The organism is Embleya sp. NPDC001921 (assembly GCF_053594475.1).
Genome location: NZ_JBSFEO010000003.1, coordinates 107,912 through 122,535, shown reverse-complemented (window position 1 = coordinate 122,535; position 14,624 = coordinate 107,912). Strand labels below are relative to the sequence as shown.

General features: G+C 72.5%; 13 protein-coding genes. 7 read left to right on the top strand and 6 right to left on the bottom strand.

The features are described from left to right. Positions 1-26: 26 nt before the first annotated feature. Positions 27-2,147 (top strand): phosphocholine-specific phospholipase C, encoded by a 2,121-nt coding sequence (locus ACWCPW_RS03985; protein WP_449759992.1) that lies wholly within the window; start codon positions 27-29, stop codon positions 2,145-2,147. A 157-nt stretch (positions 2,148-2,304) separates the two neighbouring features. Here ACWCPW_RS03985 and ACWCPW_RS03980 read toward each other — a convergent pair whose 3' ends face one another. From ACWCPW_RS03980 to ACWCPW_RS03970, 3 genes are all read right to left on the bottom strand, one after another. Next, entirely contained in the window at positions 2,305-2,844 is a 540-nt protein-coding gene (locus ACWCPW_RS03980) for a hypothetical protein (RefSeq protein WP_449759991.1), read from the bottom strand. A 19-nt stretch (positions 2,845-2,863) separates the two neighbouring features. Beyond that, positions 2,864-3,496 carry an RNA polymerase sigma factor gene (locus ACWCPW_RS03975; RefSeq protein WP_449759990.1) on the bottom strand — a complete coding sequence of 211 codons (633 nt, stop codon included), beginning with the start codon at positions 3,494-3,496 and terminating at the stop codon, positions 2,864-2,866. A 463-nt stretch (positions 3,497-3,959) separates the two neighbouring features. After that, entirely contained in the window at positions 3,960-4,790 is an 831-nt protein-coding gene (locus tag ACWCPW_RS03970; protein ID WP_449759989.1) for an SDR family NAD(P)-dependent oxidoreductase, read from the bottom strand. Positions 4,791-5,248: 458 nt separating this feature from the next. On the opposite strand from ACWCPW_RS03970, the gene ACWCPW_RS03965 reads away from it, so the two are divergent. Further along, positions 5,249-6,175, top strand: a complete 927-nt coding sequence (locus tag ACWCPW_RS03965; protein ID WP_449759988.1) for a LysR family transcriptional regulator — start codon at positions 5,249-5,251, stop codon at positions 6,173-6,175. A gap of 142 nt (positions 6,176-6,317) precedes the next feature. Here the strand turns inward: ACWCPW_RS03965 and ACWCPW_RS03960 are convergent, their stop codons facing one another. Next, complete coding sequence (locus ACWCPW_RS03960) at positions 6,318-7,916, bottom strand: hypothetical protein (protein ID WP_449759987.1); 1,599 nt, start codon at positions 7,914-7,916, stop codon at positions 6,318-6,320. A gap of 258 nt (positions 7,917-8,174) precedes the next feature. On the opposite strand from ACWCPW_RS03960, the gene ACWCPW_RS03955 reads away from it, so the two are divergent. From ACWCPW_RS03955 to ACWCPW_RS03940, 4 genes are all read left to right on the top strand, one after another. After that, a complete protein-coding gene (locus ACWCPW_RS03955; RefSeq protein ID WP_449759986.1) occupies positions 8,175-9,413 on the top strand; it encodes an amidohydrolase family protein in 1,239 nt (412 codons plus the stop codon). Positions 9,414-9,603: 190 nt separating this feature from the next. Beyond that, positions 9,604-10,137, top strand: coding sequence for a VOC family protein (locus tag ACWCPW_RS03950; protein ID WP_449759985.1), 534 nt, complete (start codon positions 9,604-9,606; stop codon positions 10,135-10,137). A gap of 223 nt (positions 10,138-10,360) precedes the next feature. Next, a complete protein-coding gene (locus ACWCPW_RS03945; protein WP_449759984.1) occupies positions 10,361-11,251 on the top strand; it encodes a helix-turn-helix transcriptional regulator in 891 nt (296 codons plus the stop codon). A gap of 87 nt (positions 11,252-11,338) precedes the next feature. Continuing rightward, complete coding sequence (locus ACWCPW_RS03940; RefSeq protein WP_449759983.1) at positions 11,339-11,812, top strand: DUF3291 domain-containing protein; 474 nt, start codon at positions 11,339-11,341, stop codon at positions 11,810-11,812. Positions 11,813-11,938: 126 nt separating this feature from the next. On the opposite strand, the gene ACWCPW_RS03935 is transcribed toward ACWCPW_RS03940, so the two are convergent. After that, positions 11,939-12,469, bottom strand: a complete 531-nt coding sequence (locus ACWCPW_RS03935; protein ID WP_449759982.1) for a nuclear transport factor 2 family protein — start codon at positions 12,467-12,469, stop codon at positions 11,939-11,941. A 222-nt stretch (positions 12,470-12,691) separates the two neighbouring features. Next, positions 12,692-13,564, bottom strand: coding sequence for a M23 family metallopeptidase (locus tag ACWCPW_RS03930; RefSeq protein ID WP_449759981.1), 873 nt, complete (start codon positions 13,562-13,564; stop codon positions 12,692-12,694). A gap of 424 nt (positions 13,565-13,988) precedes the next feature. Here ACWCPW_RS03930 and ACWCPW_RS03925 point away from each other — a divergent pair, with 424 nt between their 5' ends. Beyond that, positions 13,989-14,516, top strand: coding sequence for a DUF3995 domain-containing protein (locus ACWCPW_RS03925; RefSeq protein WP_449759980.1), 528 nt, complete (start codon positions 13,989-13,991; stop codon positions 14,514-14,516). Positions 14,517-14,624 lie beyond the last annotated feature (108 nt).

Sequence of the window (14,624 nt, the reverse complement as noted above, 5' to 3'; positions counted from 1 at the left end):
CGTCCCCACATCCGAAAGGGCTCCCCGTGTCGGCCTCCCCCCAGCCTCCCTCCGGCGTATCCCGCCGCCGCCTGTTCCAGCTCGGCGCGGGCGGCGCGGGACTCGCCGTCGCCGGCTCACTCCTGCCGCCGTCCGTACAGCAGGCCCTCGCCTCCCCGCCCCGGCGCGGCGGGTTGAAGGCGATCGAGCACGTGGTCGTGCTCGTCCAGGAGAACCGCTCGTTCGACCACTACTACGGCACGCTGCGCGGGGTCCGGGGCTTCGGGGACCGCAACGCGATCCGACTGCGCGACGGGCACAACGTGTTCGAGCAGCCGGGCGGCCCCGCCGGGCGAGTGTTGCCGTTCCCGCTGCGCAAGGCGGCCCAGGACGCGTCCAAGGATCTGCAGTACATCGGCGACCTCGACCACAGCTGGGACGGCGGGCACAAGGCCTGGAACGACGGCTGGAACGACGGCTGGATCGGCGCCAAGACGCCCGCCACGATGGCCTACTACGACCGTACCGACCTGCCGTTCCACTACGAACTGGCGGACACGTTCACGATCTGCGACGCGTACCACTGCGCGCTTCCGTCGTCGACCTCGCCCAACCGCAACTACCTGGTCAGCGGCTACACCGGCTACGAGCCCGGCAGCAGCACCCGGCGGGCGATCGACAACGCCGCCTACTCCGAGAACACCCACGCGGGCTACTCGTGGACCACCTACGCCGAGCACCTCCAGCGCGCGGGCCGGTCCTGGAAGGTCTACCAGGAGTGGGACAACTACCAGGACAACAACCTGGAGTTCTACGTCTCGTTCAAGCAGGTCGCGCGCAAGGCGCTGGCCGCGGCCGGCGACTTCAAGAGCCTGGACTCGTTCTACGGCAAGCTCGGCGGGCTGCCCGCGGCCGAACAGGACGCGCTGCTGGCCAAGCTGGAACAGGGCGTCGCGGCGCTGCCGGCCGCCGACCGGGTGTTGTACGAACGCGGTCTGCGCCGCGGCCGGCCGCACTCGCTGGCGGACGCGCTGCGCGCGGACATCGCCGCCGGCACCCTGCCCGAGGTGTCCTACCTGGTGCCCTCGGCGGCCGACTCCGAGCACCCGGGCGCCTCCTCGCCGGCCGCCAGCGCGACGATCACCTACCAGGTGCTCGACGCGATCGCGTCCAACCGCGACATCTGGGACTCCACCGTCGTGCTGCTCACGTTCGACGAGAACGACGGCTTCTTCGACCACGTGCCGGCGCCGCGCCCGCCGGAGGAGGTCACGGACGAGTACTACAACGGTCGGCCGATCGGGTTCGGCGCACGGGTGCCGATGATGATCGTGTCGCCGTGGACCGTGGGCGGGTACGTCTCCTCGGAGACCTTCGACCACACCTCGGTGACCCGGTTCCTGGAGACCTGGACGGGAGTTCGCGCGCCCGACATCAGCGCGTGGCGGCGGACCGTGTCCGGCGACCTGACCGGCGCCTTCGACTTCGACCGGGCCCGCCGCTCGCACGTGCCGCCCCGGCCCGCCCCGGCCCCGGCGTTCACCTCGCGCTGGCGGCCCGCGCCGCCCGCCGACCAGAAGCTGCCCGAGCCCGAGCGCGGTCGCCGCCCGGCCCGTCCGCTGCCGTACCAGCCGGACGCGTCGGCTCGCGTGGACGCCGCCAAGCGCACGCTCACCCTCGACCTGGCCAACGGCGGGCGATCCAGCGTGCACCTCCAGTTGTTCCCCTACGCGGGCGAGCTGCCCAAGCCCAAGCACTACGACGTACAGGGCAAGCGCTCGGACACGATCGCGCTCAAGGGCGACCGCTACGACCTGACGGTGGTGGGCCCGAACGGCTTCCGCCGCGAGTTCGCCGGAGCCACGGCGGCGGCCGGCGCCGAGGTCACCTCGCGGATCCGCGCGACGGGCCGGGTGCTGGACCTGGAACTGGCCAACCACGGCACGCAGTCGGTGACCTTCAGGCTCACCCCGAACGCGTACGGCCTCGGCTGCTCCGAGCGCGAGCGCACGCTCACCCTGAAGCCGGGCCGGGAGCGTACGGTGCACTGGTCGACGGGTTCGGCCGACGGCTGGTACGACGTCACCGTGACGATCGAGGGCGGCGACGGCTTCACCCGGCGACTGGCCGGCCACATCGAGAACGGCCGGGAGAGCGTCAGCGGCTGACCACCGGCAGGTCGCGGCGGCGACCGGCACCATCCCGCACGTCCCGGCGACTTCCCCACGCCGGGACGTGCGTTCTCCGCGAGCCGCCGCCGGCCGTCGGTGTCGGCCTCCGAGCGACGGGGGCGGCAGGCGGCACGGCGGCGAATCGGGCAGCGCTTCAGGCGGCGCTTCGCTCACCGACGGCATCCGGCGAACGCTCGGCCGCTTCCTCGGCGGCGGTGGGCGTACTCGCGGGATGCCGAGCGTGCGGCCGGGCGACCTGCAACTCGCAACGGCCGTCCTTGCACTGGCGCTCCAGCCGGCCCGCAGAAATGGCCTGGATCAACCCGACCAGCCAACAGGTCGGGCACCCGCGCAGCACGATCAGACCCACCGGAGCGAGCAGCAGGGCGGCCGGGCCGAGCACCGGGATCAACGCGAACGCGCCGACGAGCGCCCCGATCCCCACCGCGCCTCGAACCAGATGCCGCGCCACCGAATCACGGGCGGCGCCTCGGTCGCCGGCGAGCCCCATCGAGGCCACCGCCTTCACCCGGTCGCGGGTCGCCCGCCGAAAGGCCTTCCGCGGCCGGTCGGCGGCCGACGGCAACGGGGCCACCTTCACGCCATCGGCGTCCGCTCCCACCGGCGCCTCCCGCACACGGTCGTCGACCACTCCCGTCGGGACCTCCTTCGCACGGTCGACACCCACTCCCATCCGGGCCTCCTTCGCACGGTCAACGACCACTCCCATCGGAGCCTCCCTCACGCGGTCGATGGTCACTCGCATCGATGTCGCCGGCGTCGCCGCTCCCGTCGCGGCCCGCCTCGTACCCGTCGAGCGGTTGCCGAAGCGCCTCCCGGACCGCCGCCCGAGCCCGGTGCAGGCGCGACTTCATGGCGGCCGTACTCAAGCCGAGCTCCTCGGCCACCGGCCGCCCCGGCCGGCCCTGTACGTCGCGCATGATCAGCACCCGGCGCAGGTCATCGGGCAGCGCGGCGATCACCGCGGCCACCCGCTCGGCCTCCAGCCGCCGGAGCACGTCGTCCTCCAGGCACTCCGTGGCGGCCTCCCGGTCCGGTTCGGCCGACCGCAGCACCGTCCGGGCGCGCCGCAGACATTCGTTGCGCACGATGCGGAACATCCACGACCCCAGCGCCGCGGTCGCCCGCAACATCCCGATCCGGCGGTAGAGGATGATCAACGCCTCCTGCGCCGCGTCCTCGGCGTCGTGCGGTGACGTGCACAACGAATGGGCGAAGCGCAGCACGTGCGGATACGAACCGGAGACCAGCGCGGAGATCGAGTCGACGTCCCCGCGCTGGGCGGCGAGGACCAACTGCTCGCCGGGCCAATCGGTCTCAGCCACGCGAACTCCTCCGCTTTCGGACCAGAACGACGCACGAGCACACCAGCAGCGCGACACCGACCGCGACACCGACAACGACAACTCCCATGGGCACCTCCGACTCCGGGGCCGACCGAGCGGCCGACGCACACATAAGAGCCCGCCGGACCGCAAAAGGATTCACCCGAACCACAACCCGTTGCCGTCGCCCTCGCACGCCAGGGTTCGATGATCCACCACGAGGCGGGAGGGACCGGCGCCGGCGGGGCGGTGGCGGTGGCGAGGCGGGTGCGGTGTCGGGTGCGGGAGTGGGTGCGGGTGCGCGAGTGGGGGAGGTGCGTACTGCAGGCGCGTCACGCCGGGTGGGCACCGGCACGGCAGCGCGCTTCGAGCCACCGGACCACCGTGCGCCCGGGCCGGAGCGTCCCCGGGTCGCCGGGGCGCACAGACCTGGGCCGCACAGACCTGGGCCGCCGCACCCCGATCACTCCCGGAACGGGACGGCGGTGCGCCGGCGGACCAGTTCCGCGTACGGTGCGGGCGTGCCGGCCGGGAGCGTGGCCAGCCACAGGACGTCGGCGGCGGACCGCTCCACCTCCGCGTCCCGCTCGGCGGCGTCGATCGGCTCGGCCGGATCCGCGCGGCGCACGCTCGCGGCGTTGACCACGATGTCGCGCCGTGCCGCGTCCTCGGCCAGCTCTCGCGCCAGCACCTTCATCGCGGCCACCCGGCCGATCATCGACGGAACGCCGATCCACGCGGGCCAACCCTCGGCGGCGGCCCGACCCGCCTCCACCGCGCGTACGTAGTCGTCCATCACCTCGGCCAATTCGGCCAGGCTCGCCCGATCCACGTCGAAGCGTGTGCGCAGCCGGAACGGAAGGTGCCGCAGCGCGGCGAAGTCGCCGGCCAGGAGCACGAATCGGGCCCCGTCGTTGAGCAGCGGGGCAAACGCCTCGATCAGCCGGTGGGTGCCGTGGTTGTCGGTGTCCACGTAGGCCCTGACCTGGTCCTGGTTGCGCGTCCCGAGGTCGACCCGGGCGGCGGCGCCGGCGATCACCACGTCCACGCCGCCGTGTCGGTCGGCGAGCGTCGCGGCGAGCCTCGAGGCACCGGTCGTGTCGCGTGGATCGAGGGCCGCGAAGTGCGATGCGAACCCCTCGGCACGCAGTCGGGCCACGGCGTCGCGCCCGCGCTCCGGGTCCCGGGACGCCAGGTAGACCGCGCCGTGCTCGCCCAGCCGTCGGCACAGTCCGCGCACGAGGGCGAGGTCCAGCGCGCCGGTCCCGCCGGTGACGATGGCGGTCTTGGACATGGCGATCCCCGATTCCGTGGTTCGGTGCGTAGGCCGTACGGCATCCCGTATGCACGCCGTATGCATGCCGTATGGGGCATGCGGCATGTGGCCTCCGGGCGTTGCGGCACCCGGCGGTCGGCGCCCGTGACGGTCCGCGCCGCGCCGGTCGAGCGCGCTCGGTCGAGCACGCCCACCGGCGATGTGGATCCGGTGCCCGGACGTTCCGGCCGGCGTGTCTCTACGATCGTGCCGAGACACTTCCCCGAGCAACGACGATGTCGGCAACCCTCGTTAACCCAGGGGTTACCGATGCCAGGGCGGCACGGGGTACGGCACGGGGTGCGGCACGGGTACGGCGCAGGTTGCATTACGAGACGCGACACCGGTTCGCGCCGGTTCGCGCCGGTTCGCACCGCCTCGCACCGGTCTCATCGGCGGGGAGCACGGCACGGTACGGCGACGAACGGCAGGGGCGTATGGAGCTGCGGGACATCGAGATCTTTCTGGTGTTGGCGGAGGAGTTGCACTTCGGCCGTACCGCCGAGCGACTGCTGGTGTCCTCGGCCCGGGTCAGCCAGGCGATCAAGCAGCAGGAACGCCGGATCGGCGCGCCCTTGTTCGAGCGGACCAGTCGGCGGGTGGCGCTGACCCCGATCGGCCGGCAGTTGCGCGAGGACCTGGCCGCGGGCTACCAGCGCATTCAGGACGGGATCGAGCGGGCCGCGGCGGCGGCGCGCGGCCTCTCCGGCACGCTGCGGCTGGGCACGATGGACGCGACGCTGGCCGAGATCCCCGAGGTCCTGGACACCTTCCGCAGCCGGCATCCCGACTGCGAGCTGCGCATTCGCGAGGCGCACATCGGCGACCCGTTCGGGCTGCTGCGCGGCGGCGAGGTGGATCTGCAACTGGTGTGGCTGCCGGTGGAGGAGCCGGACCTGACGGTGGGCCCGATCGTGCTGACCGAGCCGCTGGTGCTCGCGGTGTCCGCGCGGCACGAGTTCGCCGGACGGGAGTCGGTCTCGCTCGAGGACCTCGCGGTCGGGCCGGTGTTCCGGATCGACGACTCGGTCCCGGCCTATTGGGCCGAGGCGATCAACCCGACCCAGACGCCCAGCGGGAAGCCGATCCCGCGCGGCCCCTCCAGCACGACGGCGCACGAGACGCTGACCGCGATCGCGGCCGGGCTGGGCATCTCGCCGGTCCCCCTGCACGCGGTCAAGTACTTCCCCCGGGGCGACATCGCGTACATCCCCATCCACGACTCGCCCGCACTGGCCTGGGGCCTGGTCTGGCGCACCGCCGCCTACTCCCCACTCGCCCAAGCCTTCACCCGCGCCGCCACCGACACCCTGAAAGCAGCCGAATCACCAAACCCCGAACCAACCGCGACCGGCCGCCCTTGACCTGCCGGGCGACTCGGGCGACTTGGGCGCCATAGGAAACCTGCGCGGCAGAGGCCCCCCGAACAATCCGTCCCCCGCTCCGCGACGACACCCGAGCATATGGGGGCAAGGCCGTCGGGCCCTCCCGGGTGGCAGCCGCCGGCTACCGCGCCACGCCACCAACTTCGGGCGCACCGCCGACTTCGGGCGCACCGCCCGCGTCCCCCGCCCAACCCCGGTCCTCCGCTCGGGACACCTCCACCGCCATGACGGCGACCGGCAACATGGGGTTGGCCGCTGCCGCGTGCACCACCTGTGCGTCCTCGTCGGCGAGCAGGGCGACCAGGATCGCCGGCGGCAGGGCCGGGTGGCCGGCGGCCAGGCGCCTCGCCCGGTCGTCCGCGAGACACGCGTGCAACGCCCGCGCGGTCGCGTTGCGGTGTCGGGCGATCTCGCGCAGTGCCTTGCCTGCTGGGGCCGACCGGCGAGCCAACTCCTCCAAGAGGGCCGACGACGCATCCGGGTTCGCCGCGACGCCGGCGGCCACGCGGGCTCCGTGCCGGGCGAGCATGGCCCGCAGTCGGGTCTCGGACAGACCGGGATGCGGTGCGACGGCCGCGACCACCTTGGCATCCGGGTCGCCGGCCAACGCGTCGCGGATCGTGTCGGGAAGGTCGCGACGTGCGGCCACCAGCATCCGCAACTCCGCGTCCGCCGACGCGGCGGCTGTCGCGATCTCCCTCGGCGACGCGGTGGCGATGCGGGGCAGCAGGGTGAGGCCGAGCCGGGTGGTGCCGGCCACGCGGGTGAGTGCGTCGAGCGGCAGGCCCGGGTTGGCAGCGAGTACGCGCCGCACATCGTGGGACACGTCGTCGGCAAGCGTGCGGCAGGCGGCCTCGTCGAGATGGGGATTCTCCGCCAGGGCCAGTCGCACCAGCGGAATCGGGTCCTCGGCGAGCCGGGCCGTCTGCTCGGGCGACAGGTCGCCGCGTGCCGCGAGTTCGGCGCGCAGCAACATCGATGGATGGTCGACGAAGCCGGCCACCGCCTCGGTCGGCGTGGCCCGGTTCCCCAGGGCGTTGTGCCGTATCCGGTGCACCGTCGACTCGTGCGCGCCGGCACAGGCCGCGCTCGAGGGCAGTTCGCAGTCGACCCGGGCGCAGTGCGGATCGTGCACGAAGGGCACCGGTTCGCGATCACACACCGCGCATCGCCGGGCCGGGGTCAGGCCGTTGCCGGTGAGCAGGGCCGCCAACAGTGCCGGGGGTGTCGCGTCGTTGGCCGCCACCGCGCGGCGCACGTCGGCGTGCGGGTGCTCGGCGAGTCGAGCGGCGGTCTCCGTGGTCGTCCACCAACCGAGTTCGGCGGCCACCGACACCTCCGGGTCGGCGGCGAGCGCGGCGCGCACATCGGACGGCAGGTCGGGGCAGGCGGCCAACCGCTCCCGGTGGTCGGCGTCGGGGTCGGCCGCGAACAGGCGGGCCCACTCCGGAGGTCCGGCGCCCTGGTCCAGCAGGGCGAGTGCGACGTCCGGGCGGGTCGCGGGATCGATCTCGGCGGCGCTGAGCCGACCCGCGTACACCAGCGCGACCGCGCTCCCCGGCCGATGCCCGACCAGCGCCGTCGCCTGCGCGGCGGTGAGCGCCGGGTGCGTGGCGATCGCGCAGGCCAAGTCCTCGTCGGCGATCGCGATCAGCCGATCGAGCAACCCCGCCGGCAGAGCCGGATTGGCGGCAAGCCCGTAGAGGACCTCATGGTTCACCGGCCACATCCTGCCCGACCCGGGCGGCGGACCGGCCGCGGAATATCGGCACGCACCGGCACTCCCGGCGAATCCGACCCGGCCGACCCGGCCCATCCAACCGGCCGACCCGGCCGACGCAACTCGCACGACCCGGCGCCGGCCTGCCCGGTGTTGCCGGCGGGTTTGGGCCTTGTCTCCTGTCGGTGCCTCTGCCATACATGGCTGCACGCCGCATCTGACGCTGTGTCATTTCCCGTGGCGGGAGAGAGGTCTGCCGTGACTCGTCTGGTACTGACCGGGGCCAACCTGCTCGACGGGACCAACGCCGCCGTCGCCGATCGCACGGTGGTGGTGGAGGGCGAGCGGATCGTCGCCATACAGAGCGAGCGGCCCGACCCGCAGGACGGCGACGTACTCGTCGACCTGGCCGGACGCACCCTGATGCCCGGCATGTTCACGTGTCACTTCCACGCGACCTACCACGAGTTGGGCTCGAAGCCGAACACGCCGTACGGCAACGAGTACCCGCCCTCCTACCAGGCGCTGATCGCCGCGCGGAACCTGCGCACCGCGCTCGAACTCGGCTACACCGGCGTAGTCGGCGCGGGCGGGTCCAACGACGTCGAGGGCGGCGTCAAGCGCGCGATCGAGGACGGGTTGATCCCCGGCCCGAGGTTCTGGGCCTCCTCGCGCGAGTTGTCCACCACCGGGCACTCCAACGACGGCGTCCCGTGGCACTGGGGCATGGGCGCGTCCGGCGCGGTGCGGTTGTGCGACGGCGCGGAGAGCTTCCGGCTCGGCGTACGCGAGGAGATCAAGCGCGGCGCGGACGTGATCAAGCTGTTCGTGACCGGCGGGCACGGCACCACCGCGCCCAAGGACCGGATCGAGATGAGCCGCGCGGAACTGGCCGCCGCGATCGAGGCGGCCCATCAGCGCGGTGTGCTGATCCGGGCGCACCTGGTCAACAAGCCGGCCATCATGATGGCGCTCGAACTGGGCATCGACATCGTCGACCACTGCGACGAGATGGACGACGAGGTGATCGCCGCACTCGTGGAGACCGGCGCGTTCGTGGTGCCCTCGTTGCACTTCCCGAAGCACTTCCTCGGCTTCATGGGCTCGGGACTGGGCTTCGCCGCCGACGCGATCAAGGCCGATCTGAACCACATGTACGCGATGATCCCGAAGGCGCAGGCCGCCGGTGTGCGGTTCGTGCTCGGCGACGACTACGGCGCGATCGGCTTCCCGCACGGGATGTACGGCGCGGAGCTGCGCCTGTACACCGAGCACGCGGGTGTGACCCCGCTCGACGTCCTGCGCTGGGCGACCCGCAACGGCGCCGAACTGGCCCGACGCGGCGACGACCTGGGCCGCATCGAACCGGGCCGGCTCGCCGACCTGCTGATCCTGGACGGCGACCCGACGACCGACATCGGCGTACTGGCCGACCGCCCACCCCGCGCGGTCCTCAAGGGCGGAGAGCTGGTCGCGGGGGCTTGGCCGGAACGGTGAGCGGAGGCATCCCCGGGCGCCCGGCCTCCTGGGCACCGGGTCTCCTGGGGATCTGGGCCCTTGGGCCCTTGGTCTCCTGGCGTGCGATCTCCCGGGGGCGCCTGACCTTCCCGACCGCCCGCCCCGACCGCTCAGCACCCGCCCCTGCCCGCCGTCCCCCCGCAGATCAGATCCGACCCCGGGAGCACCCATGGCACCAGCGATCCGCTCCGTCGACCAGCTCGGCTACGTCGTCGACGACGTCGAGGCCGCAATGCGGCACTGGTCGACCAGTTTGGGCGTCGGCCCGTTCTTCCACTTCCCGCAGGCGGCGATCCGGGAGACCTACTATCGGGGCGAGCCCACCGACGCCCGGATCGCCGTCGGCATCGCCTACGCCGGCGACCGGCAGATCGAGCTGATCCAGCAGCTCAACCCCGACGCCCCCAGCGCCTACCGCGACTTCCGCCGCGAGCACGGCGAGGGCCTGCATCATCTGGGCCACTTCACCACCGACTACGACGCGTACCTCGCCGAATTCGCCCGGGCCGGTGTACACCGGTACCACCACGGCACCTCCGGTCCGGGCGGCCGTTTCGCCTACTTCCCCACCGAGGCGCACGGCGGCACCGTCGTCGAGGCCCTGGAGGTCACGCTGCACCGCGACTTCTTCGCGATGATCCGCGAGGCCGCCCGAACCTGGGACGGCGAGTCGGCCCCGATCCGCGAACTCGACTTCGGCTGAGCGGGCGCGACCGACGCGACCCGTACGCTCACCCGCACCAACACCCACACCCCAGCCGGATCACCCGTCGCGTGCGCCGCCGGTAGAGCCCGACAGCCACACCGTCGCCCGCACCCGCGCGGCCGCGGCCACGCACCCGACTCCGCGCCTCGGGCGGCCCGCGCCGGCACCGCTCGCCCCACCGTCCCGAGGTCGCCTCCACCGGCTCGCCTACACTCCGGTTGTGTCCGACCTCTCTCCCCCTCCCCCGCCCGGCGACGACGCGCTCGACACGGTCGGCGTGCTCGCCGACCCGGTGCGCAGGGCCCTGTACCGCTACGTCGCCGCCGCCGAGGGCGCGGTCGGGCGAGCCGAGGCGGCCGACGCGGTCGGGATCCAGCGCACGCTCGCGGCGTTCCACCTGGACAAACTCGCCGAGGCACACCTGCTCGGCACCGAGTACGCGCGGCCCGCCGGCAAGGGTGGGCCCGGCGCCGGCCGACCCGCGAAGTTGTACCGCCGCAGCGCGGTCGAGACCAGCGTGAGCCTGCCGCCGCGCGCCTACGACACGGCCGGGCAGATCCTGGCGGACGCGGTCGAGCGCGCGGGCGCGGATCGGGCGGTACACGCGGCCGCGTACGACACCGGACGGTTGGCCGGGAGGGCGCTCGGCGGGCCGACGGTGGGTGGCGCGGGCGATGCGGCAGGAACGGGCGGTACGGACGAGCACGATCGGGTGGTCGCGGCGCTGACGGCGCGCGGATACGAGCCGGTCCCGGACCGGGTGCCGATGCCGGTCCCGGAGTCGCAGCCACAGCCACACCACGAGCGGCCCGATCCGGATGTCCCGACGACGCCCGAAGAGCCGCACGACACGTCCCGGGTCCTGCTTCGGAACTGCCCCTTCCACCAACTCGCCGAGGACTTCCCGCCGCTGGTGTGCGGGATGAACCTGGCCCTGGTGGAGGGGCTCCTCGACGGCCTGGGCGCGACCGGACATCGGGCCAGGCTGGACTCGGTGCCGGGACGCTGCTGCGTGGTGGTCGAGCGGTCGGCGGAGGAGACCGCACAGGGGCAACGGGCCGCGAACGCGGGGCCGGCGAACGCGGCGAACGGACGGGGGCCGGTCGACTGATCCACCCGATCTACCCTCCTGGACACTCCCCGATCTCTAAAAACAATTTTCGTTGACATATACCTCGGGACCTGGTGAGGTGATCCCATGCCCTCGACACATCACATCGCCCAATTCAACGTCGCGCGGATGCTCGCCCCTCTGGATACGCCCACCATGGTCGACTTCGTCGCCGGCCTCGATCCGGTGAACGAACTCGCGGACCACGCGCCCGGTTTCGTCTGGCGGATGAAGGGCGAGGACGAGGGCGTTCCCGACGCGACCGACGTCCGCCCGTACGACGCCGACAGCATCGTGACCATGTCGGTGTGGGAAACCCCGGACCTGCTCTGGGAATTCGTCTACCGCAGCGGCCACCTGGAATACCTGCGCCGCCGCCAGGACTGGTTCGAGCACCTGGCGGAGATGTCGCAGGTCCTGTGGTGGATCCCGGCCGGCACCGTCCCGACCGTCGCCGAAGGCAAGAGCCGCCTGGACCACCTGCGCGAACACGGCCCGACCGCGCACGCCTTCACCTTCCGTACCCGCTTCCCCGAGCCCGCGGCGGCGGAAGTCGCCTGACCGAAACGACCGAGGCGGCTGTCCGGGGCACGCCTTGTCCGACTCCGCGGCGGCTCGCGACCAAGTTGGTCGAACTCGCCCACCGAAGGGCCCCGCGCGTGGCGTGCCGCGACCGGCGTCAAGGCGTCAAGGCGTCAAGGCCGCGTCTACCGCCTTGGTGTCCCAGTAGAACGGGCGGATCTCGGTGATCAGTCCGTTCCGGATGGTGATCATCTGCATCACCCAGGTGTCCAGAATCCGGCCCGTGGCACGCGCGGTCAGCAGGCCGTGATTGAGGATCGCCACCGAGTCGCCGTCGACCACGAAGCGCTGTTCGAGGAATTCCATGTCCTGCCACGCCTCGCTCATCGCGGCCATGAAGTCTTCGATTCCGCTCGGACCGTGGCGGGGACCGCCGTAAGGCAGCCCCGGCGATTGGTACATGACCACGTCCGGATCCAGGTACGCGGCGAGTCCCGCGAAGCTCGCCCCGCCCAGACGACCACCGGCGGCAACATAGGCGGCCTCGGCCGTGAAGAAGGCCTCCAGGACGGCGAGCGCGCCACCGGGTTCGGGGGCGGACTCGGGGGCGGGCGCGGGCACCGGCCCGGGTTCGGACCCGGTCCTGGGCACGGCGGGCACGGGCGTCGGTGGCGGAATCGTGTTCTCGGTACTCATGAGCCCATCGTGGTCACCGAACCCACGCGCTGCCGGCGGCAATCGGTCGTCGCGTTCCGCCTGCGAATCCCACGCCTGCGCCTGCCCCGATTCCGCCCGGCCGCGCCCGGCTCGGGCCCGCCCGGTCGCGCCCGGTCGCGCCCGGTCCCGTCCGGCCCGGTTCCGCCCAGCCCTCCCGTCACCACCCCGGGTCGACGGACCGGACCGCTTCCCGGATGCCGGTCACGGAGTCCCAGACCGACTGAGGGCGCTCGAAGCGCTGAAGACCTCGTCGTTCGACGGCACCCCGATCCCGCGCCACGTGAACGGAATCCCGCGCGCCACAGTCAGGTCGGCGGCGTCCATGAGCTGAAAGTGCACGTGCGGCTCGCTGGAATTCCCCGAATTGCCACAGCGCGCCAACTCCTGTCCCACCCGCACCCGTTCGCCCTCCCGCACGACCACCGACCCACGCCGCAGGTGCGCGTACATCGCGTACACCCCGTCGCCCAGGTCCAGGATCACGTGGTTGCCGACCAGCCGACGCGCATCGGCCACTTCCCGGAAGACGCCCTCGACGACCAGATAGGCCAGCGCCGGGAACGAGTTGCGACTGAGGTGGTCGCGTTGGCCGTCGACCACCCGCACCACCGTCGCATCCGCCACCGCCGACACCGGTAGGCCGAACCCCGGGAACGCGCCGCTGCGCCGTGCCACCGGCCACCACCCGAACCTCGGGCGAGCCCGCCCGCCCTCCGGCTCCGCGACGATGTCGATCGCGTACGCCTGCCCATAGGCCCTGGTGCCATGGCTGGGCACCTTGTCGGCCGGGCTGTTCAACGCCCGCCACCGCCCGGACACCGGCGCCTCCACCTCCACGCCGGGCTTCGCGCCGGGTTCGGCGTCGGCACCGGTCCTCGCGGCGGCATCCGACTCGTCCGCGTCATCGGGCTCGTCCGGCACCCAGTTCACCAGGAGTTGGGTAGCCATCATCAATCCCAGCGGGACCCAACTCCACATCCAGGAGTGGCCGTAGTACATCCCTGCCACCAGGACCGCGAAGAACGCGATCCAGCAGAAGCGATACAGGGCCGTGGCGGCCTTACGGACAGGCATCGTGGGGCTCCCCGTGGGACTCGTCGTGTCGATTCGTCGTGTCGATCGGACCTGAGGTCTCGATAATTCGAAGTTACGTAATTACGTATCATCTGGCAAGGGCTTATCGCGGATCGCGTCGAACCGGCGCCCGCCGAGCCGGAGACCGCCGAGTCGTCGACGGCGGGACGAGGCCCGACAGCGCTGCCGGTCCTGTACGGCGGCATCCGGTTCGGCACCGCGCCGCCGATCGAGATCGGTGTCCCGGACCGGCCGACGACCCGCCTTCGAACGCCGCCACGGCCGGCGGGTGCGACCGGCAGGTGTGCCCGGCGGGTGCGACCGACGAGTGTGCCCGGTGTCACATGGAACGTTTTCCCGCCCGGCGTCCTCTTCCCGACGATCGACCGGCCGACAACCCGTCGGCCCCGGAAGGGACTTCGCCGTGCACATCACCACCACCGCCACCGGAACCACGACACCGGGCGCCTCGACACCGGGCATCGCCGCCCGAAGGCGCGCCGGTACCGCCGTCGCCGCGCTGCTCACCGCCGACGCCCTGCTGCACGCGTTCTGGGCGGCCGGCCCGACCTGGCCCGCCGACAGCACCGAGGCGCTCTCCCAGGGACTCCTCAACGCGGACGTCCCGTTCACCCCACGCGTCCTGCTGCCGCTCTGCGCACTGCTCGGCACCGGCGCCATCGGCGTGTACGCGCACAGCCGCGACCGAGGCGGCCGGATCACCGCGCTCGTCACCGCAGCGGTCGCCGCCGGACTCGCCGTCCGGGCGACGGTGGGCATGGTGTGGGCATTGGGCATCGGAACCGACCCGGGCAGCACGTTCCACCGCCTCAACCTGGTCGTCTACACGCCGGTATGCGTGGCGTTCGGATACGCGGCCGCGCGGCTCACGCTCACCGGCTTCCGCCGCACGTCGCGTCGACTGCCGCGGGCCGGGGTCACCGGGAGATGATCATCACCGTGCCGGATCGCCGAAGCGAAGACCGTCCAGCCCAGGACCGAAGCCCCCAGGACCGAACCCCCGGAGACCGAACCACCGAAAACCGAGCCACCGAAAACC

Excerpts from the sequence above, each read along its gene's own strand:
- ACWCPW_RS03980 (WP_449759991.1), bottom strand. The coding sequence starts at position 2,844 with ATGGGAGTGGGTGTCGACCGTGCGAAGGAGGTCCCGACGGGAGTGGTC.
- ACWCPW_RS03970 (WP_449759989.1), bottom strand. The coding sequence starts at position 4,790 with ATGTCCAAGACCGCCATCGTCACCGGCGGGACCGGCGCGCTGGACCTC.
- ACWCPW_RS03965 (WP_449759988.1), top strand. The coding sequence starts at position 5,249 with ATGGAGCTGCGGGACATCGAGATCTTTCTGGTGTTGGCGGAGGAGTTG.
- ACWCPW_RS03950 (WP_449759985.1), top strand. The coding sequence starts at position 9,604 with ATGGCACCAGCGATCCGCTCCGTCGACCAGCTCGGCTACGTCGTCGAC.
- ACWCPW_RS03940 (WP_449759983.1), top strand. The coding sequence starts at position 11,339 with ATGCCCTCGACACATCACATCGCCCAATTCAACGTCGCGCGGATGCTC.
- ACWCPW_RS03935 (WP_449759982.1), bottom strand. The coding sequence starts at position 12,469 with ATGAGTACCGAGAACACGATTCCGCCACCGACGCCCGTGCCCGCCGTG.
- ACWCPW_RS03930 (WP_449759981.1), bottom strand. The coding sequence starts at position 13,564 with ATGCCTGTCCGTAAGGCCGCCACGGCCCTGTATCGCTTCTGCTGGATC.